This is a genomic window from Streptomyces sp. NPDC033178 (genome assembly GCF_055577685.1).
On record NZ_JBVIPT010000011.1, the window covers coordinates 283,356 to 302,021 of the forward strand.

17 protein-coding genes and 1 pseudogene are annotated in these 18,666 nt (G+C 71.9%); 9 read left to right on the plus strand and 9 right to left on the minus strand.

Translation table 11 applies throughout. From position 1 onward, the window contains the following. Window positions 1–39 precede the first annotated feature (39 nt). On the plus strand, window positions 40–1,392 hold the full coding sequence (locus ACZ5VQ_RS27295) for an FAD-dependent oxidoreductase (RefSeq protein ID WP_469107180.1): 1,353 nt from the start codon (window positions 40–42) through the stop codon (window positions 1,390–1,392). Window positions 1,393–1,575: 183 nt separating this feature from the next. Beyond that, window positions 1,576–2,979, plus strand: coding sequence for a nucleobase:cation symporter-2 family protein (locus tag ACZ5VQ_RS27300; RefSeq protein WP_362068453.1), 1,404 nt, complete (start codon window positions 1,576–1,578; stop codon window positions 2,977–2,979). Here the strand turns inward: ACZ5VQ_RS27300 and ACZ5VQ_RS27305 are convergent. Beyond that, window positions 2,899–3,255: an ArsR/SmtB family transcription factor gene (locus ACZ5VQ_RS27305; RefSeq protein WP_469107181.1), complete on the minus strand. Its 357-nt coding sequence runs from the start codon at window positions 3,253–3,255 to the stop codon at window positions 2,899–2,901. The genes ACZ5VQ_RS27300 and ACZ5VQ_RS27305 overlap by 81 nt on opposite strands. 150 nt (window positions 3,256–3,405) lie before the next feature. Here ACZ5VQ_RS27305 and ACZ5VQ_RS27310 point away from each other — a divergent pair, with 150 nt between their 5' ends. Beyond that, window positions 3,406–4,485: an NADH:flavin oxidoreductase/NADH oxidase gene (locus ACZ5VQ_RS27310; protein ID WP_469107182.1), complete on the plus strand. Its 1,080-nt coding sequence runs from the start codon at window positions 3,406–3,408 to the stop codon at window positions 4,483–4,485. Between the two features lie 43 nt (window positions 4,486–4,528). Here the strand turns inward: ACZ5VQ_RS27310 and ACZ5VQ_RS27315 are convergent, their stop codons facing one another. The 3 genes and pseudogenes from ACZ5VQ_RS27315 to ACZ5VQ_RS27325 all read right to left on the minus strand — a co-directional run bounded on the left by ACZ5VQ_RS27315 (window position 4,529) and on the right by ACZ5VQ_RS27325 (window position 6,544). Continuing rightward, a complete protein-coding gene (locus tag ACZ5VQ_RS27315) occupies window positions 4,529–5,296 on the minus strand; it encodes an SDR family oxidoreductase (RefSeq protein WP_469107183.1) in 768 nt (255 codons plus the stop codon). A 106-nt stretch (window positions 5,297–5,402) separates the two neighbouring features. After that, window positions 5,403–5,711: pseudogene (locus ACZ5VQ_RS27320) on the minus strand (RNA polymerase subunit sigma-24); the annotation flags it as partial. 260 nt (window positions 5,712–5,971) lie between these two features. Then, window positions 5,972–6,544: an Rv1733c family protein gene (locus ACZ5VQ_RS27325; protein ID WP_469107184.1), complete on the minus strand. Its 573-nt coding sequence runs from the start codon at window positions 6,542–6,544 to the stop codon at window positions 5,972–5,974. Between the two features lie 201 nt (window positions 6,545–6,745). Between ACZ5VQ_RS27325 and ACZ5VQ_RS27330 the strand changes: the two genes are divergently transcribed. From ACZ5VQ_RS27330 to ACZ5VQ_RS27345, 4 genes are all read left to right on the plus strand, one after another. Further along, window positions 6,746–7,831: a WD40/YVTN/BNR-like repeat-containing protein gene (locus ACZ5VQ_RS27330; RefSeq protein WP_362068438.1), complete on the plus strand. Its 1,086-nt coding sequence runs from the start codon at window positions 6,746–6,748 to the stop codon at window positions 7,829–7,831. 132 nt (window positions 7,832–7,963) lie between these two features. After that, entirely contained in the window at window positions 7,964–8,641 is a 678-nt protein-coding gene (locus ACZ5VQ_RS27335) for a uracil-DNA glycosylase (RefSeq protein WP_055614099.1), read from the plus strand. A 23-nt stretch (window positions 8,642–8,664) separates the two neighbouring features. Beyond that, window positions 8,665–9,681 carry an N-acetylglucosamine kinase gene (locus tag ACZ5VQ_RS27340; protein WP_469107258.1) on the plus strand — a complete coding sequence of 339 codons (1,017 nt, stop codon included), beginning with the start codon at window positions 8,665–8,667 and terminating at the stop codon, window positions 9,679–9,681. Between the two features lie 119 nt (window positions 9,682–9,800). Further along, window positions 9,801–10,724: a sirohydrochlorin chelatase gene (locus ACZ5VQ_RS27345; protein ID WP_469107185.1), complete on the plus strand. Its 924-nt coding sequence runs from the start codon at window positions 9,801–9,803 to the stop codon at window positions 10,722–10,724. 120 nt (window positions 10,725–10,844) lie between these two features. On the opposite strand, the gene ACZ5VQ_RS27350 is transcribed toward ACZ5VQ_RS27345, so the two are convergent. Next, window positions 10,845–11,888 (minus strand): lactonase family protein, encoded by a 1,044-nt coding sequence (locus ACZ5VQ_RS27350; protein ID WP_469107186.1) that lies wholly within the window; start codon window positions 11,886–11,888, stop codon window positions 10,845–10,847. Window positions 11,889–12,202: 314 nt separating this feature from the next. Beyond that, window positions 12,203–13,711, minus strand: coding sequence for an FUSC family protein (locus tag ACZ5VQ_RS27355; protein ID WP_469107187.1), 1,509 nt, complete (start codon window positions 13,709–13,711; stop codon window positions 12,203–12,205). A 281-nt stretch (window positions 13,712–13,992) separates the two neighbouring features. Between ACZ5VQ_RS27355 and ACZ5VQ_RS27360 the strand changes: the two genes are divergently transcribed. Then, window positions 13,993–14,469: an Lrp/AsnC family transcriptional regulator gene (locus ACZ5VQ_RS27360; RefSeq protein ID WP_306941286.1), complete on the plus strand. Its 477-nt coding sequence runs from the start codon at window positions 13,993–13,995 to the stop codon at window positions 14,467–14,469. A gap of 125 nt (window positions 14,470–14,594) precedes the next feature. Beyond that, window positions 14,595–15,290, plus strand: coding sequence for an HAD family hydrolase (locus tag ACZ5VQ_RS27365; RefSeq protein ID WP_469107188.1), 696 nt, complete (start codon window positions 14,595–14,597; stop codon window positions 15,288–15,290). Between the two features lie 335 nt (window positions 15,291–15,625). Here ACZ5VQ_RS27365 and ACZ5VQ_RS27370 read toward each other — a convergent pair whose 3' ends face one another. The 3 genes from ACZ5VQ_RS27370 to ACZ5VQ_RS27380 all read right to left on the minus strand — a co-directional run bounded on the left by ACZ5VQ_RS27370 (window position 15,626) and on the right by ACZ5VQ_RS27380 (window position 18,510). Then, window positions 15,626–16,195, minus strand: a complete 570-nt coding sequence (locus tag ACZ5VQ_RS27370) for a TetR/AcrR family transcriptional regulator (RefSeq protein WP_362068424.1) — start codon at window positions 16,193–16,195, stop codon at window positions 15,626–15,628. A 70-nt stretch (window positions 16,196–16,265) separates the two neighbouring features. Further along, window positions 16,266–16,967, minus strand: a complete 702-nt coding sequence (locus ACZ5VQ_RS27375; RefSeq protein ID WP_469107189.1) for an SDR family oxidoreductase — start codon at window positions 16,965–16,967, stop codon at window positions 16,266–16,268. Window positions 16,968–17,145: 178 nt separating this feature from the next. Further along, on the minus strand, window positions 17,146–18,510 hold the full coding sequence (locus ACZ5VQ_RS27380) for an FAD-dependent oxidoreductase (RefSeq protein ID WP_469107190.1): 1,365 nt from the start codon (window positions 18,508–18,510) through the stop codon (window positions 17,146–17,148). Window positions 18,511–18,666: the final 156 nt, after the last annotated feature.

Here is an 18,666-nt window from a genome sequence, read left to right on the forward strand (position 1 = left end):
CAGCGATCTCCTCGTTCTCCTCGGGGAAGGGGTTCAGCCGTGCTGCAGGTCGCCGTCGTCGGCTCGGGGCCGAGTGGGGTGTACACCGCGCAGGGTCTCGTCCAGCAGGGCCAGGTGCCGGAAGTCAGGGTGGACGTCCTGGACCGGCTGCCGTGCCCGTACGGACTGGTGCGCTACGGAGTGGCACCCGACCACGAGAAGATCAAGTCGCTGCAGAACAATCTGCGTACGGTGCTGGAGCACGAGCGGGTGCGGTTCCTCGGCGGTGTCCGGGTCGGCCCGGACGGGCTGCCGGCCGCCCGGCTGCGGGAGCTGTACCACGCGGTCGTGTACTGCGTGGGCGCCGCCACCGACCGGCATCTCGGGGTGCCGGGCGAGGAGCTGCCCGGCAGTTGGTCGGCGACCGAGTTCGTGTCCTGGTACAGCGCGCATCCGGACTCCCTGTCCGACGGTTTCGTGGTCGGCGCGCGGGCGGCGGTCGTCATCGGTGTCGGCAACGTGGCGGTGGACGTGACCCGGATGCTGGCCCGCGGTGCCGCGGAGCTGAGCCCCACCGACATGCCCCAGGCGGCGCTCGCCGCACTGGCCGCCAGCCCGGTGCGGGAGATCCAGATGGTGGGGCGGCGCGGCCCGTCGCAGGCCCGCTTCACCACCAAGGAACTGCGCGAACTGGGCGGCCTGCCGGACACCGAAGTGGTCGTGGATCCCGCGGAGTTGGCGCTCGATCCGGCGTACGCCGACCCCTCCGCGCTGCCCGCCGCGCAGCGCCGCAACGTCGAGGTGCTGCGCGGCTGGGCCGAAAACCCGCACCCTTCCGGCACCCGACGCATCCGGCTCCGCTTCTTCCTCCGCCCGGTCGAACTCCTCCCGGACGCAGGGCGCGTGGGCGCCGTCCGCTTCGAACGGACACTCCCGGACGGCCGAGGCGGCGTGACCGGGACGGGCCAGTTCGAGGACATCGAGGCCCAGTTGGTCCTCCGCTCGGTCGGCTATCGCGGAGTGCCGCTGGAGGGCCTCCCCTTCGACACGAGCCTCGGCACCGTCCCCCACCTCGCGGGCCGCGTCCTCCGTGACGGCTCGGTCTCCCCCGGCGAGTACGTGGCCGGCTGGATCAAACGCGGCCCCACAGGCGTCATCGGCACCAACCGCCCCTGCGCAAAGGAAACGGTGACGTCACTCCTGGAGGACGCGCCCACGCTCGTGCAGCGCGATGTGCTGCACGACCCGCTGGCCGCACTGAGGGCGGCGGGCCTGCACCCGGTCGAGTGGGAGGGCTGGCAGGCAATCGAACGGGCGGAGGCAGCACTGGGCGCCTCGCTGGGCAGGCACGTTGTCAAGCTCCCCGACTGGCAGTCACTGATGGAAGCAGCCCAGGCACAGAGTGCCCCGTAGGGGGCGCGGGGCTGTGACATGTGCGGCTCCGCCGCGTGGGCGCGACCAGCCACACACAACCCGCGGACAGCCACACACCTCTCCGGGCATGACACCTGGCGGCAACAGGCCAGAAATCAACAAACTGTTCAAGCCACGTACGGTCACGTGCAGTCCCCGCTCCCCGCCGCTCCTGGAGTGCCCATGGCAACCCCGACCCCCACCCCCGCACGTCAAGTGCACCCCGTGGACGAGGTCCCGCCCGTCCGCCACCTCGCCGCCTTCGGCCTGCAGCACGTCCTCGCGATGTACGCGGGCGCGGTCGCGGTCCCCCTGATCGTCGGCAGCGCGATGAAGCTGTCGCCGGCGGACATGGCGTACCTGATCACGGCCGACCTGCTGCTGTGCGGCATCGCGACGCTCATCCAGTGCGTCGGCTTCTGGCGCTTCGGCGTGCGGCTGCCGATCATGCAGGGCTGTACCTTCGCGGCCGTGTCGCCGATGGTGCTGATCGGTACGGGCGGCGGCGGGCTGCCCGCGATCTACGGGTCGGTGATCGTCGCCGGGCTGGCGATCATCCTGCTGGCGCCGGTCTTCGGGAAGCTGCTGCGGTTCTTCCCGCCGCTCGTCACGGGCACGGTGATTCTGATCATCGGGCTCTCGCTGCTGCCGGTGGCGGGCAACTGGGCGGCCGGCGGGGTGGGTTCGCCGGACTTCGGCGAACCGAAGAACCTCGCGCTGGCGGCCTTCGTCCTCGCGGTCGTGCTCGCCGTGCAACGGTTCGCGCCGGTCTTCCTGAGCCGGATCGCGGTGCTGCTCGGCATCGGGGTGGGGCTCGCGGTCGCCGTGCCGTTCGGCTTCACGGACTTCGACGGGGTCGGGAACGCGGACTGGCTCGGCATCAGCACGCCGTTCCACTTCGGCGCCCCCACGTTCGAGGCCTCGGCGATCGCGTCGATGCTGGTCGTGGCGCTGGTGACGATGACGGAGACGACCGGTGACTTCATCGCGGTCGGCGAGATGACCGACCGGAAGATCGAGCCCCGCTCACTCGCCGACGGCCTGCGGGCGGACGGCCTGTCCACGGTCCTCGGCGGTGTCTTCAACACCTTCCCGTACACGGCGTACGCGCAGAACGTGGGCCTCGTCGGCATGACACGGGTCCGCAGCCGCTGGGTGGTCGCCACCGCCGGCGGCATCCTCGTCCTGCTCGGTCTGCTGCCCAAGCTCGGCGCGGTGGTCGCGGCCATACCGGCTCCGGTACTCGGCGGGGCGGGCCTGGTCATGTTCGGCACGGTCGCCGCGAGCGGGCTGCGGACGCTGGCCCAGGTCGACTTCAAGGGCAACAACAACCTCACGGTGGTGGCCGTTTCGGTCGCCGTGGGCATGCTGCCGGTCGGCGTGCCCACGGTGTACGCGAAGTTCCCCGACTGGTTCCAGACGGTGATGAACAGCGGTATCAGCGCGGGCTGTCTCACCGCGATCGTGCTGAACCTGCTCTTCAACCACCTTCCCTCGAAGGGCGGTTCAGCTGCCCCCGAGGCGGACGGCCTGGCGAGCGGCGGCGGCGAGGACACTGTCGAGAAGCCCCGGGAAGAGGTCGTCTAGGTCGTCGCGCCGCAGCCCGTTCATCTTGGCGGTGCCCCGGTAGACCTGCCGGATGACGCCCGCCTCGCGCAGCACCCGGAAGTGGTGCGTGGTCGTGGACTTGGTGACGGGCAGGTCGAAGTGCGAACAGGAGAGCTCGTCGCCGTCGGCGGCGAGCTCTCGCACGACCAGCAGCCGCATCGGATCGGAGAGCGCGTGCAGCACGGCCTCCAGCCGGATCTCCGTGCGCCCGGGGTGCGGGAGGTCGCGGCTGCTGGTGGGGGCGGCGGTCGTCACGGCGGCTCCAGTCCGTCGGGGCCGGAGATCTGAGGTCCGAGGTCTCCGGAGAACCTCATTGTACGAGAGGTCTCGTAGTTTGACATCTCCCGTACTACGATGCCTATCGTACGAGTCGCAACCCGGCCCCGTCACGAATTGGAGTCCGCCGTGAGCGCGCTCTTCGAGCCCTACACCCTGCGCGATCTGACCGTCCCGAACCGGGTCTGGATGCCGCCGATGTGCCAGTACTCGGCCGCGCCGGAGGGCCCCGAGACGGGCGCCCCGAACGACTGGCACTTCGCGCACTACGCGGCGCGGGCCGCCGGCGGGACCGGCCTGATCATCGTCGAGGCCACCGCGGTCGGCCCCGAGGGGCGGATCTCGCCGTACGACCTGGGCATCTGGAACGACACCCAGGTCGAGGCGTTCCGGCGGATCACACGGTTCCTGGTGTCCCAGGGCACGGTTCCCGCGATCCAGCTCGGGCACGGCGGCCGCAAGGCCTCGACCGACCGCCCCTGGAAGGGCGGCGCACCCGTGGGCCCGGACGCCTACGGCTGGCAGCCGCTCGGACCGAGCCCGGTCGCCTTCGACGAGAACCACCCCGTGCCCACCGAACTGACCGTGGACGGGATCAAGGAGATCGTCGGCCAGTTCGCCGACGCCGCACGGCGGGCGCTGGACGCCGGCTTCGAGGTCGCCGAGATCCACGGCGCGCACGGCTACCTGATCGGCGAGTTCCTCTCCCCGCACTCCAACCGGCGCACGGACGCGTACGGCGGCTCGTACGAGAACCGCGCGCGCTTCGCCCTCGAAGTCGTGGACGCCGTGCGCGAGGTGTGGCCGGACGACAAGCCGCTGTTCTTCCGCATCTCGGCCACCGACTGGCTGGAGGAGAACGGCTGGACGGCCGACGACACGGTCCGCTTCGCCGCCGAACTGACCGCCCACGGCGTGGACCTGCTCGACGTCTCCACGGGCGGCAACGCGTCCGGCGTACGCATCCCCGTCGGGCCGGGCTACCAGGTGCCCTTCGCCGCGCGCGTGAAGGGCGAGACGTCGATGGCCGTCGCGGCCGTCGGTCTCATCACCGATGTCGAGCAGGCCGAGAAGATCGTCGCCAACGGTGAGGCGGACGCCGTTCTGCTCGGCCGGGAGCTGCTGCGCAACCCCTCGTGGGCCCGGCACGCGGCCCGCGAACTCGGGGGCGATGTGCACGTGCCGGACCAGTACCACCGTTCGGTCTGAACAGGTCCCGCCCGAGGCGGGACCTGTCTCTGCCGTGATCTGCCTATGACTCGGCTGACTCGGCCTGCTTCTGGCGGCCGAGCCATTCCGTGAAGCTGGTCCCGGCGACGTGGGCGTCGGGGCCGGGCAGCAGCTCGCGCCCCTGGGGGTGCGCGCCGAAGTAGCCGACGGACTCGTCGGTGACGACCTCGCGCGGGTCCTTCTCGGCCGCCAGGCCCGTGCGGACGAACTCGTCGAGGTGGAGCTCCTCGGGGCCGGCCACCTCGGTGGTGCCGTTCAGCGGAGCCGCCTCGGCGGCTAGGGCGACCGCCGCGACCACGTCGTCGGACGCGAGCGGCTGGAGGAGCGAGGAGGGCAGCCGTACCGTGTCGCCCTCGGTGGATCCGGCCGCGATGCCCTTCACGAACTCGAAGAACTGGGTGGCGCGGACGATCGTGTACGGGACCCCGGAGTCCTTGATCAGCTCCTCCTGGGCGACCTTGGCGCGCAGGTAGCCCGAGTCGGGCAGCTGTTCGCTCCCCACGACCGACAGCGCGACGTGGTGTCCCACGCCCGCGGCGGCCTCGGCCGCGACGAGGTTGCCCGTGGACGTACGGAAGAACTCCAGCACCGCGCTGTCCTCGAAGGAGGGCGAGTTGGACACGTCGACGACGACCGAGGCGCCCTTGAGCGCGTCGTCGAGGCCCTCGCCCGTGATGCTGTTGACACCGGTGTTCGGGGAGGCGGGCAGAACCTCGTGGCCGTCCGCCCTGAGCCTTTCCACGAGCTTCGACCCGATGAGCCCAGTGCCGCCGATGACTACGATCTTCATGGTGCAACCCTTCCGGTTTCGTCCGACGGAATCGGACCTGCTGACCGTGTGGACCGGACAGGGTCCGGGTTTGTGACAGCCCGGCTCCTCTCCTTGCGTCCGCCTCCTACGCAGTGCCGCGAGGACCCGACAGCGACCGGACGTACGGGTCGAGCTTGGCGGGGTTCATCACCCACATGATCCGCTCGATGCCCCGCGCGGAGGCGTCGACGGCCGGCAGGGCGACGGCTCGGCCCTCGTGGGAGACGAGCACGGCCGGGCGGCCGTTCGCCTCGACCCACTCGGTCCCGGCACCGGGCCAGAACCTCGGCGCGAAGGCCGCCAGGTACTTGGCGACCCGGGCACTGCCGAGCACCGGGATCCTCGACGCGCCACGCACTCCCCCGCCGTCCGAGTGGCTGACGACGTCCTCGGCCTCCGCCGCGCTGCCGAGCATGCGGTAGGCGATGCCGAAGAGCCGTCGCCGCACGCCGACGAAGACCGTGGCGGCCTCGTCCAGCGCGCTCGTCCCGGGAGGCTCAGAGTGCGTCGCCGCTGCCGCTCTCTCCGGCTGCTCCGAGCGCATGGCTGCTGCCTCCGCCTCCGTGAGCCCCACCATGAACGTGCGGATTCTTTCACGGGGCACACGACGTGACGCGGGAGGCCGCGGGGTTCACGCCACCGCGGTCCGCCCCCTCAGCCGGTCTTCCATCCCCACTGGGGACCGACCCGCTCCCACTCCGTGTCCCACTGGTCCATCCGCCGCCGCTCAAGGTGCCCGCGGACCATCCGCCCGCCGGCGAAGGGCACGGCCGAGGCGCTCACTCCGATCAGAATGCCGATCATCGCCGCCCGCAGACCGGCCTGGGCCTCCGTCGCGGGCCTGGTGACGAGGAGACCGTCGGGGTCGGTCCACACGGTGACCGGGGTGCCGGCCGCGCTGCCGGGGTCGACCCGGGTCTGGCCCTCGTGGGCCGAACCGTCGGGCGCGGTCCAGCGGACCTTCGCCCACACCCGCTCCGCACCGGCCGCCCTGGTGCCGGGCGCCCGCTCGGTGAGCAGTGCGGGTACGGGCCGCCACTCGACGCGCTCCCTGGCCAGGGTGCGCTCGACCGACTGCGCGGCCGCCAGACCCGCGACCAACCCGGCGAGCAGAACGAGCAGCCAGGTGGCGAGCACGGTCCAGGCCTCCAGCCGGTCGCTGCGGCGCCGCAGCGGATTGGGCCACCAACGCCACAGCAACGCCCTCGGACCTCGTAACGCCGCCATCGCGGGCCCTCCTCATCACCGGCACACCGACGCCCTCCCATACGAACGTCGCCGCCCTGTTGCTCAGGAGACGTGCCCCACATCGGCGGCACCACCGAAGAAACGTTCTGACCTGCGCAGATGCCGCGTCCGGGGGTGACTGTCAGTGCCGGGGTGCAAACTGGCCGATATCTGAGACAACGACGTCCGGAGGTGGCCGGCATGGCCGAGGTACTGCTCACGGTAGGCACACGCAAGGGACTGTTCGTCGGGCGGCGGCGCGGCGGCGCCTGGGAGTTCGACGACAGTCCGTATTTCAACGCTCAGGCGGTCTATTCGGTCGCGATCGACACCCGTGGTGACGTGCCGCGGCTCCTCGTCGGCGGCGACAGCGCACACTGGGGCCCGTCCGTGTTCCACTCCGACGACCTGGGCCGCACCTGGACCGAGCCGGCCAAGGCCGCCGTCAAGTTCCCCCAGGACACCGGCGCTTCTCTGGAGCGCGTGTGGCAGCTGCACCCGGCAGCGGCCGAACCGGACGTGGTGTACGCGGGCACGGAACCGGCTGCGCTGTACCGCTCGACGGACCGCGGCGAGTCCTTCGAGCTCGTCCGTCCCCTCTGGGAGCACCCCACCCGCTCGAAGTGGGTGCCCGGCGGCGGCGGAGAGGGCCTGCACACGATCCTCACCGACGCGCGAGACCCGCGCGCGGTGACGGTCGCCGTCTCCACGGCCGGCGTCTTCCGCACGAAGGACGGCGGGGAGAGCTGGGAGCCGTCCAACTCCGGTGTCTCCGCGGTGTTCCTGCCGGATCCGAACCCGGAGTTCGGCCAGTGCGTGCACAAGGTCGCGCAGGACCCGACGACACCGGACCGTCTGTATCTGCAGAATCACTGGGGTGTCTACCGCAGCGACGACGCCGGAGCGCAGTGGACGGACATCGGCGAGGGTCTGCCGTCCACGTTCGGCTTCGCCGCGGCCGCCCATCCGCATCGCGGTGACACCGCCTATGTCTTTCCCATCAACGCCGACTCGGACCGCGTTCCCGCGGACCACCGATGTCGTGTCTTCCGCACGGCCGACGCGGGCAGGACCTGGGAGCCGCTCTCGGCGGGGCTGCCGCAGGAGGACCACTACGGCACGGTGCTGCGCGACGCCATGTGCACGGACGACGCGGACCCGGCGGGCGTGTACTTCGGCAATCGCAACGGCGAGGTCTTCGCGTCGGCGGACGACGGCGACAGCTGGCAGCAGCTGGCGTCCCATCTGCCGGACGTCCTCTGCGTACGGGCCGCGGTGATCGATTGAGCCCCGGGACCGGGCTGGGCCCCGCCACCCTCCGGGGCCCCAACACCCGCCGCTGTCACCGCACATACCACCCCGGGCCGTGCGGCGACCACCGGTTGATCGACCATGCGCGTACGGCAGTAGGGTGACGCCGTGGCACCACGACCGTTGCATGAAATCGTCGAACAGGGCTGGGCGAAAGCCCTCGAACCCGTGGCCGGACGGATCGCCGAGATGGGGGACTTCCTGCGTGCGGAGATCGCCGCGGGACGCACCTATCTACCGGCGGGCCCGAACGTGCTCCGCGCCTTCCAGCAACCCTTCGACGACGTCCGGGTCCTCATCGTCGGCCAGGACCCCTATCCGACCCCGGGGCACGCGGTGGGGCTGTCGTTCTCGGTCGCGCCCGAGGTGCGTCCGCTGCCCGGCAGTCTCATCAACATCTACCGGGAGCTGACCACCGACCTGGGCCTGCCCCCGCCGACGAACGGCGATCTGACCCCCTGGACCCAGCAGGGTGTGCTGTTGCTCAACAAGGCGCTGACCACGGCCCCGCGCAAGCCGGCCGCCCACCGCGGCAAGGGCTGGGAAGAGGTCACGGAACAGGCGATACGGGCACTGGCCGCGCGGGGACGTCCGCTGGTGTCGATCCTGTGGGGGCGCGACGCCCGCAATCTCCGGCCGCTGCTGGGCGATCTGCCGTCGGTGGAGTCCTCGCATCCGTCACCGATGTCGGCGGACCGCGGCTTCTTCGGTTCGCGTCCGTTCAGCCGGGCCAATGACCTGCTGACCCGCCAGGGCGGCGCCCCCGTGGACTGGCGGCTGCCGTGACCCCTCCCGGCGGGGCGCCGGGAATGCCGGAGGCGTCGGGCGTACTGGGGGTGGATTCCGGGGGTTCGGGGCTGCGTGTCGTCCTGGCCGTCGACGGCGGCCGGGTCACGGCTCCGCTGGCCTCCAGGGAGCCGGTGCGCACCGGCCCTCGGGGCATCGACGCCGGGCATCTACTAGAACAACTGGTGCCGATGGCCCGGCGGTTGACGGCCGAGACCGGGGTCGACAGGCTCCGGGCGATCGCGGTCGGCGCCGCCGGTCTCACCACCCTGGGCGATTCGCTGCGCGCCGATCTGCCGTCGGCGCTGGCCCGCGAGCTCGGCGTACGGAGGCTCGCGCTGGTCGCCGACGCCGTCACGGCGTACACGGGTGCCCTGGGACAGCGGGTGGGCGCGGTCGTCGCGGGGGGCACGGGGATGATCGCGATCGGCACGGATCTCAAGAGCTGGCGCAGGGCGGACGGCTGGGGCCATCTGCTCGGCGACTGCGGCGGCGGCGCGTGGATCGGGCGGGCCGGACTCGAAGCGGCCCTGCGCGCCGACGACGGACGGCCCGGCGGTTCGGCCGCCCTCCTCACCCGCGCCGAGGAGATGTTCGGCTCTGCCTCGGCGCTGCCGGGACAGCTCTACCCGCGCTCGGACCGCCCCGCCGTGCTGGCGTCCTTCGCACCCGAGGTGGCCGCCTGCGCCGGAACCGACCCGGTGGCGGCGGACATCCTGACCGCCGCCGCCCGGCACATCGCCGACTCGGCGGCCGCGGTGTGCCCGGACGAGGCTCCGGGAGAAGTCCAGGTCGCCCTCACGGGTGGTCTCTTCAGGATGGGCGACCCCCTCCTCGTACCGTTGCGGGCCGCCCTGGCGGAGCGGCTGCCGTACGCCCGGCAGGTCCCGGCAGCGGGCGACCCGCTCGACGGTGCCGTACGCATCGCCGTCGACGTGGCCGACGACCGGCTGACGCTGCCGCGCGACGAGAGCATGCTGTACGTCGTGACGGACGCCTCGAAGTCCCCGGACTCCCGTCGGCCGACGCACTCCCCTTGATCCGTGGACAGCCAGTGAGATCAATCCGTACGTAACTCATCAGACAAAACCGGACGGATACCGCTCACCTGCACCCTCCCCGAACAGGGGAGCCCAGGAAACCAGTAACATTCGGCGCCATGAGCTCCCCCACTGGGCCCGCGTCCGGCCTGCCAGTACGAATGCCGCGACCCCGCCAGCCCGGCCGGCACCGCCGACCGGAACCGTTGGCGGCTCCCGAGGGCGCGCCCGCGCTCGTCCTCGCGGTGCCGGGCATGCCCAGCGCCGCCACCCGCAGCCTCGCCGAGGAGGTCGTGAGCATCGCGCGCTCCGAGCTTCCCGGCCTCGACGGCCGGATCGGGTACCTCGACGGGGACGACTCGGAGTTCCCCACGCTCCAGTCCGTGCTCGCGCACGCCTCCGAGGAGCGCGTCGCGCGCTTCGAGCAGGCCCGTGCCGCCGGTGTGGACGTGGTGGAGCCCGACGGCCCGGTCGCCGTGGTCGTGCCGCTGCTCGCGGGCCCGGACGGCGCGCTGCTGCGCCGCGTCCGCCAGGCCGTCATGGACAGCCGCGTGGCGGCCGAGCTGACCGATGTGCTCGGCCCGCACCCGCTACTCGCCGAGGGGCTGCACGTGCGGCTGTCCGAGGCGGGGCTGGCCCGCGCCGACCGCGCCCGGCTCTTCACCGTGGCGACGGCCGCGGACGGCATCATCCTGGCGTCCGTGGGTGGCGACGAGGCCGTGCAGGCGGCCGGGATCACCGGCATGCTGCTCGCCGCGCGGCTCGCCGTACCCGTGATGGCGGCGGCGCTCGACGTGGACGGCGCGATCGCGGCCACCGCCGAGCAGCTGCGCTCCTCGGGCTCGCAGCAGCTGGCGCTCGCCCCGTACCTGATCGGTCCCGAGCTCGACGCGGGTCTGCTCGACGCAGCCGCGAAGGAAGCGGGCTGTTCCGCCGCCGAGGCGCTGGGCCCGTACCCGGCGATCGGCAAGCTGGCGCTCGCGAAGTACACCTCGGCGCTGGGCATCGCGCCCCCGCAGCCGCAGGGCGCGCCGGTCCGCTGACGCGGACGGCAGTCGCACAGGCACGAATCCCGAAGGGCCCGCTCCGCTGTCCGGAGCCGGGCCCTTCGGGGTTGCGGCGTTCTCCCCGCAGTTGCCCTGGCGGTGTTCCCCGTCGGCGCCCTAGTCGAGCACCACGCAGGACGCCGCGGGCGCCTTGACCGAGCCGCCCCGCTTCGGGACGCCCGTGACCTGGTCCACCTCGAACCACGTGACGTTTCCCGAGCGCTCGTTGGCCACGTACAGGAAGCGCCCGCTCGGGTCGAGGGCGAGGGCCCGTGGCCAGGTGCCCCCACAGGGCACCGTGGTGACCAGGCGGGGCCCCTCGCCCGGCGGGCCGGGCACGAGCACGGAGAGGACGTCCTGGCCGCGCGTGGCGGTCCACAGGAAGCGGCCGTCGGGCGACACGACGATGCCGGACGGGTAGGCGTCCCCGTCGGGGAGGTCCGGCAGCACGGACGTCTCACCGACCGGCCGGAGCGCTCCCTCGACGGCGTCCCACCGGCAGGCCGTGACGGTCGGCGCGAGCTCGTTGAGGACGTACGCGCGCTCGCCGTCCGGGTGGAACGCCAGGTGGCGGGGCCCCGAGCCGGGCCGCAGCGCGAACTCGCGGTGCAGGGAGAGCACCCCGTCCCGCAGCGCGCACACGCGTACCGAGTCGGTTCCCAGGTCGACGCTCACGGCCCACCGGCGGCTCGGGTCGGGCTGCACGTGGTGGGCGTGCGGGCCCTGCTGGCGCTGTCCGTGCGGACCCGATCCCTTGTGCCGCAGCACACCGGAGGCGGTGGCGAGGCTCCCGTCGTGGCGGATCGGCACGGCGCTGACGCTGCCGGAACCGTAGTTGGCCGTCAGGACGTGCCCGTCGAAGAGACTCAGGTGGGTGGGTCCGCTGCCACCGACCGGTACCAACGGGCCTGCCAGGGACGGTTCATCGCCCTTCAGCCGGTACGCGGCGATCGCGCCGTCGGCCGTCTCGCTCACCGCGTAGAGCATGTCCCCTGCGGGTGACAGGGCGAGATACGAGGGGTCGGCGACGCTGTTCACGGCGCCCAGCAGCGTCAGGGCGCCGCTCTCCTCGTCCACGGCCGCGGTGAGGACGCCGAGGCCCCCTGCCGCCGTGAAGGAGCCGATGTAGGCCCGTCGCCGCCGTCCGTCGCCGTCCGCCACTGCCGTCCCCTCTCGGTACCCAAGCCGTTCGGGGCGACGGTAGCAGTCAATGGCCTAGACCAGACGGGATGCCTCGGCCGCCGGTCGGCCCGGTCCCGTCGCCGGTGAGGCATTGGCCGGTTCCGTGCGGGGCATTGCGCCTGGCGCGCCCTCAGGTCGCTGCGCCCGCGGACCGCTCCCGCGCGGTCCGCGGACTCCGTGCGGCTGACAGCCGCGGGGGTACCCGTCCGACGGCCTGATCCACCCTCTACGTGGCCGGTGAAACTGCCTCATTCATGGGCAATGTGTCCAACCGTCGTGCGTACGGAGGGAGTTCAGGCGCTCACGGCCGACGAGCCGCGCAGGGGCGTGGCCAGCGCGGCGAGCGCTCGTTCCAGGCCGTGGAGGTGGACCAGCGCCTGCTCGGTGCCGGCATGGTGGCCCCGGGCCGCGGAGTGCCGGCCCGGCGCGTTCGCGGTCGTCGTCACGGCGCGTTCCGGCACCGCGCCGACCAGGACCTCCACCGCCGCCTCGACACGCCCGCAGGCTGCCGTCAGGCGTACGTCGTACGAGGCGTCCGGGTCGGCGGCGACGGCCGCGAGACCACGGGTCTCCCGGGCGCAGTCGTCGAGGAGGGCGAGGACCTGACGGGCCCGGGCCTTGCGGGCCCGCATCGGGTTGAGGGGGTGCACGAGCGGCGCGAGCGCGAACCGGACCCGGCCGAGCATCGCCTCCAGTTCCGCCGCCTGCCGCGCGGGGTCGGCATCGGGGTCACCGGCGAGGCGTCGGGCCGCCGCCGCGGTGCACCCGTGCACGGCACGCACGGCCTGGCCCACCCAGCGGTCGGTGACCGCGTGCGTGGTGACGGGCAGGATCAGCGCGACGGCGAGCGCGGCACCGAGCGCGCCGGCGGCGGTCTCCGCGAGACGCAGCCCCAGCAGGCCCGGGTGCAGCACGCCCAGCAGCCCGTAGAGCAGGCCGGCCATGACGGTGACGAAGAACATCATCCAGCTGTACGAGAGAGCCGCGGTGTAGAAGATCCCCCAGACGCAGACCGCCACGATCGCCGCGGTGGGTGCGGGGGCGCCGTCCAGCGGTACGGCGATCAGCAGGCCGGCCACGATGCCGGTGACCGTGCCGACGACGCGCCGGAAGCCGCGTACGAGGGTCTCGCCGCGCGAGGACGTGTTGACGAAGATCCACCAGGCGGTGCCGACGGCCCAGTACCAGCGCTCGTGGGAGAGGACCTGGCCCGCGGCGATCGCGAACGTACAGGCGGCCGTCGCCTGGAAGGCCTGGCGGGTGGTCGGCCGGGAGAGCCCGCGGCCGCCCGGCGCGGCGGGTGTGACGGGCGGACCGGTGCGCCGCTCGATGCACCACACGCCGAAACGCACCACCGAGGACGCGGCCAGCGCCAGCGCCATCGCGGCGTACAGCTGCGGGAGTTGGCCGGGCACGGCGTGCAGGAACTGCGTGATGAAGAAGGTCATGAACGCGAAGATGCCGAGCGCGTGGCCGCGGGGCCCCCAGCGGCGGGCGTACACCCCGCAGAAGATCACGACGAGCCAGATCGCGTCGCGCACGGTCGGCACCGTGTGCAGCGTCGCCGCGAGGGCGAGCACGGGGAAGCCGACGACGGGCAGCAGAGCGGTGGTGACCGCCTGGCCGCGCACGGTCGGGTCGCCGACCGTGAACAGCGCGAGGAGCGCGGCGAGACCGCCCGTGATCGAGGCGGGCAGCGAGAGTCCGGCGAGCTCCGACGCGGCCACCGCGAGACCGATGCCGAGCACCGCCCGCAGCGAGATCCGCAGCCGTGCCAGGCCCGGATCCGGAGCCATGAACATCTTCTTCACCGTCGGCAACCCGCCCCCACTTCGTGTCGACCCCACCGTCAGGACACGCCTTGTTCAGGACGTGCCTTCGGGACATGGCAATGGCGCCGCGGGTCCGGATCCGGCTTCCTTGCCGGTCCGGCGCTTCGCGGCGCCATGAACGGCGCGTGTCCGCGCCAGGAATACCCCCAAGGTAAGCAGTGCGGGGGCAGTGGCTCAACAGGCTCGCGATCGACTGGGCCATTGGTACAGTCAGGAACGATCAGTCAAGACCGCAGGGAGACCAACGGACCATGGCCGTGGACGAGCTCGACACCCGCATCCTGCGGCTGCTCATGGAGCAGCCGCGCACCAGCGTGCGCGAGTACGCGCGCACCCTCGGCATCGCCCGCGGCACCCTGCAGGCACGGCTCGACCGGCTGGAGCGGGACGGCGTCATCACCGGCACGGGTCCCTCGCTCTCCCCCGCCGCGCTCGGGCACCCGGTGCTCGCGTTCGTGCACATCGAGGTCACCCAGGGGCATCTCGACGACGTGGGGGACGCGTTGGCGGCCGTGCCGGAGATCATCGAGGCGTTCTCGATCACCGGCGGCGGAGATCTGCTGACGCGGGTCGTCGCGCGGGACAACGGCCATCTGGAGGACGTGATCCAGGCACTGATCAGCCTGCCGGGCGTCGTCCGTACCCGGACCGAGGTGGCGCTGCGCGAGCGGGTGCCGCAGCGGATGCTGCCGTTGGTGGAGTCGATCGGGCGTACGGCCCGGGGGTGAAGGGACGTACGGCCCGGAGGTGAGGGAGCGTACGTCCCGGGTTGACCGGCGGAGGCGGCTCGGCTTGACCGGGGGTGCGGCCAGGGGTTGATCGTCGGCATGCGGGACCCGGCATCCTGGATCCCATGAGCAATCTCGGCAGCACTTCGGTCATCTTCGATCTCGACGGAACACTCGTGGACAGCGAGCCGAACTACTACGAGGCGGGACGGCAGACGCTCGCCGGGCAGGGCGTCACGGACTTCACCTGGGCCGACCACGAGCGGTACGTCGGCATCAGCACGCAGGAGACGATCGCGCTCTGGAAGGAGCGGTACGCCCTGGACGCCCCGCTCGACGTGCTCCTCGCGGACAAGAACCGGCGCTATCTGGAGCTGGCCCGCGCGTCCACCCCGGTCTACCCGGAGATGCGGAAGTTCGTGGAACTGCTGGCCGGGGAGGGTGTGCCGATGGCCGTGGCCTCGGGGTCCTCTCGCGAGGCCATCGAGGCGATCCTGGCCGGCACGGGGCTGTCCGCGTATCTGCGGACGGTCGTCTCGGCGGAGGAGGTCGCCTCCGGCAAGCCCGCTCCCGATGTCTTCCTGGAGGCGGCGCGGCGGCTCGGGGTGGTTCCCGGGGACTGCGTGGTCCTTGAGGACGCCGCGCCCGGGGCCGCCGCGGCACACGCGGCCGGGATGCGGTGCATCGCGGTCCCATACGTCGCGGGGCAGGCCGACGATCCGGCCTTCGCCACGGTGGGGTTGCTGATGCGAGGCGGGCAGGCCGAGTTCACGGCCCGGGCCGCGTACGAGTGGCTCCGCCGGTTGGGCGGGGAGGGGTAGGTGAGTTTGGCGGCTGGGGGCGGCTCCGCCGGTGAGGCGGGGAAGCAGGGAGGCGTAGGTGAGTTTGGCGGCTGCGGGCCGGCTGTGGCCGGGCGCGCAGTTCCCCGCGCCCCTGGAGGGCGCGGGGAAGTCTTGCGGCTGCGGGTTGGTGTGGCTGAGCGTGCCGTTCCCCGTGCCCCTGGGGGGCGCACGGAAGTGCTTCAGCCGCCGGTCTGCTGTAGCTGAGCGCGCCGTTCCCCGCGCCGCTGGGGGGGCGCACGGAAGTGCTTCAGCCGCCGGTCTGCTGTGGCTCAGCGCGCCGTTCCCCGCGCCCCTGGAGGGCGCGTGCCCTCCCTCTATGCGACGCCCGCCGCGTCCAGCAGGGCCGTTGCCGTTGTTGTGGTCAGGCCTGCCAGGGTTTCTGCCCTTGCTCCGGCGCGGGCGCTCGCTCCGTCGAAGACGAGGGTGAGCTGGCGGGCGAGGAGTTGGGGGTCGCGGGCGCCGCCGCGCTCGGCCTCGACGCGGAAGGCCTCGGTCAGGGCGCCCTTGGCCCGCAGGGCGACGGCCCTCGCCGGATGCTCGGGGTCCTTCAGCTCGACCAGGGCGGACAGGAACGGGCAGCCGCAGTAGTCGTCCTTCGTCGAGGCCTGCTCCAGCAACTCGAAGATGTGCAGGATCCGGGCACGGGGCGGCCGGGTGTCGTCGGGGTCGAGGTCCAACTGCCGCGCGTACTCCGGCGCACGCCGCTCCAGGCTCGCCGCGAGCACCTCGTCCTTGCTGGCGTAGAGCTGGTACATCGAACGCTTGGACACCCCGGCGGCCCGGCACAGCGCCTCGACGCCGATGGAGACGCCGTCGCGGTAGAAGAGCTCCGTGGCCGCGTCGAGCAGCCGGTCCCTCGTGGATGTCTTGTCCGTACTGGCCATGAGCGGAGGTTACCTCCGTCGGGGAGCGCCCCCAAAACCGATCGGTCTACTGCCGACACGGCCGCTGAGGCTAGGCGACGAGCTGCGGATACAGCACCGAGAGATCCGCGGACAGCCCGGACTTCACCTGGCGGGACAGATCGTCGGCCAGCACCTCGAACGCTCCGCTCTCGATGCCGTCGAGCGCCTGGGAGGCCACATCCTCGGGCGAGGCCTTGGGGGCGTCGATCTTCGCCGCCATGTCCGTGTCGACGTATCCGACGTGGAGCCCGGTGACGCCGATCCCGCGCGGCTTGAGGTCGAGCCGCAGGGAGTTGGTCTGGGACCAGACCGCGGCCTTGGACGCGCTGTACGAGCCGGCGAGACCGATCCACGACAGCACGGAGTGGACGTTCAGGATGTGGCCGCCGCCGTTGCGCTCGATGACCGGGACGAACGCCCGCGCGGTGAGCAGCGGTCCGTAGAAGTTCGTCTCGAAGTCCCGGCGGACGTCCTCGACCGGCGCCTCCAGGAAGGACGCGTTCACGGCGACCCCGGCGTTGTTGATCAGGATGGTGACGTCGCCGGCCTGCTCGGCCGCCGCCGCGACGGACGCGGGGTCGGTGACCTCCAGCGCCAGCGGGACCGCCCGGGGGTGCGTGACCGTCCGGGGATCACGGGCCGTGGCGTACACCTTCTTCGCGCCCCGCTCGAAAAGCCCTTCCACCAGCGCCTTGCCGATCCCCCTGCTGCCGCCGGTCACCAGGACGACGGAACCCTCGATCGCAGTCATGTCACTCTCCGAACTCAACACGCGAACACTTGGAAACCGATCGGTTTCCCTTGATTGAGGAGCGTAAACCGATCGGTTTCACAAAGCAAGGCGGCCGAGCCGCGGGCAGACGCGTGTGGGGCCCCGTCGTAGCGACGGGGCCCCACATGGCCGTTGAATCGGTGGCGGTCGGTCGGTGTTACGCGCCGCTCGCCCTGAGCATGTCCTCGCGCTCGACGAGCTTCACGCGCTCGCGGCCCTGGGGCTCGCCCAGCGCCTTCTCTGCGGCGTCCAGGCGGTACCAGCCGTCCCACGTGGTGAAGCGGACGTTCCGCTCGGCGAGGAACGCGTCCACGGCCTCGGGACCGGGCGAAACAGGCGTGTGCAAACGGCCGTTGGCATGGTCGTCCAGCAGACTGGCGACCGTCTCGTTGGCGTCACCCTTGGTGTGGCCGATCAGGCCGACGGGCCCGCGCCGGATCCAGCCGGTGACGTACGCCGACTGCAGGTGCTCGCCGGTCTCCTGCATCACGCGGCCGGCCTTGTCCGGGACAGTGCCCGTCTCGACGTCCCAGGGCAGCTTGGGCAGCTTGTCGGAGAGGTAGCCGACGGCCCGGTACACCGCGCCGAGGTCCCAGTCCTTGAACTCGCCGGTGCCCTTGACGTTGCCGGTGCCGTCGAGAGTGGTGCGCTCGGTGCGCAGACCGACGACCTTGCCGTCCTCGCCAAGAATCTCGGTCGGCGACTCGAAGAAGTGCAGGAACAGCTTGTGGGGCCGGTCGCCGACGTCGCGGATGGCCCAGTTCTCCAGGGTCTTGGCGACCATGTCGGCCTGCTTGTTGCCCCGCCGGGTCGCGATCGAACCGTCGTCGTAGTCGATGTCCTCGGGGTCGACGATGACCTCGATGTTCGGGGAGTGGTCCAGCTCCCGCAGCTCCATCGGGCTGAACTTCGCCTGCGCCGGGCCACGGCGGCCGAACACATGCACCTCAAGGGCCTTGTTGGCCTTGATGCCGTCGTACACGTTCGCCGGGATCTCGGTCGGCAGCAGTTCGTCGGCGGTCTTGGCGAGGATGCGTGCCACGTCGAGCGCGACGTTGCCGACACCGAGGACGGCGACCTTCTCCGCCTCAAGCGGCCAGGTCCGCGGCACGTCCGGGTGCCCGTCGTACCAGGAGACGAAGTCCGCCGCGCCGTACGAGCCGTCGAGGTCGATGCCGGGTATGTCGAGGGCCCGGTCGGCCGTGGCGCCCGTGGAGAAGATCACCGCGTCGTAGAAGGCACGCAGGTCGTCCAGGTTGATGTCGCCCGGGTAGTCGACGTTGCCGAAGAGGCGGATCTGCGGCTTGTCGAGCACCTGGTGCAGGGCGTTGATGATGCCCTTGATGCGCGGGTGGTCGGGGGCGACGCCGTAGCGGATCAGGCCGAACGGGGCCGGCATCCGCTCGAAGAGGTCGATGGACACGCCGGGCTCGACGGCCACTGCGGACTTCAACAGCGCGTCGGCGGCGTAGATCCCGGCGGGGCCGGCTCCGACTATGGCTACCCGCAGGGGGCGAGACATGTTCAGGTTCCCTTCGAGCGATGATCGATCAGGAGTACTCACCCGGAGCCTAAACTAAGGCATGCCTAAGTCAGTAGTCGGGCCCGATCTATGACCCCATAAGGCCGCTTTATGGGGTCCGCGCGCATGAAAGGGGAAGGAATCGGCTCCTGTGCC

Coding starts and splice junctions, on each gene's coding strand:
- ACZ5VQ_RS27375 (WP_469107189.1), bottom strand. CDS start 16,967: ATGACTGCGATCGAGGGTTCCGTCGTCCTGGTGACCGGCGGCAGCAGG.
- ACZ5VQ_RS27360 (WP_306941286.1), top strand. CDS start 13,993: ATGGCCGTGGACGAGCTCGACACCCGCATCCTGCGGCTGCTCATGGAG.
- ACZ5VQ_RS27325 (WP_469107184.1), bottom strand. CDS start 6,544: ATGGCGGCGTTACGAGGTCCGAGGGCGTTGCTGTGGCGTTGGTGGCCC.
- ACZ5VQ_RS27345 (WP_469107185.1), top strand. CDS start 9,801: ATGAGCTCCCCCACTGGGCCCGCGTCCGGCCTGCCAGTACGAATGCCG.
- ACZ5VQ_RS27380 (WP_469107190.1), bottom strand. CDS start 18,510: ATGTCTCGCCCCCTGCGGGTAGCCATAGTCGGAGCCGGCCCCGCCGGG.
- ACZ5VQ_RS27330 (WP_362068438.1), top strand. CDS start 6,746: ATGGCCGAGGTACTGCTCACGGTAGGCACACGCAAGGGACTGTTCGTC.
- ACZ5VQ_RS27315 (WP_469107183.1), bottom strand. CDS start 5,296: ATGAAGATCGTAGTCATCGGCGGCACTGGGCTCATCGGGTCGAAGCTC.
- ACZ5VQ_RS27370 (WP_362068424.1), bottom strand. CDS start 16,195: ATGGCCAGTACGGACAAGACATCCACGAGGGACCGGCTGCTCGACGCG.
- ACZ5VQ_RS27355 (WP_469107187.1), bottom strand. CDS start 13,711: ATGTTCATGGCTCCGGATCCGGGCCTGGCACGGCTGCGGATCTCGCTG.
- ACZ5VQ_RS27365 (WP_469107188.1), top strand. CDS start 14,595: ATGAGCAATCTCGGCAGCACTTCGGTCATCTTCGATCTCGACGGAACA.
- ACZ5VQ_RS27300 (WP_362068453.1), top strand. CDS start 1,576: ATGGCAACCCCGACCCCCACCCCCGCACGTCAAGTGCACCCCGTGGAC.
- ACZ5VQ_RS27340 (WP_469107258.1), top strand. CDS start 8,665: ATGCCGGAGGCGTCGGGCGTACTGGGGGTGGATTCCGGGGGTTCGGGG.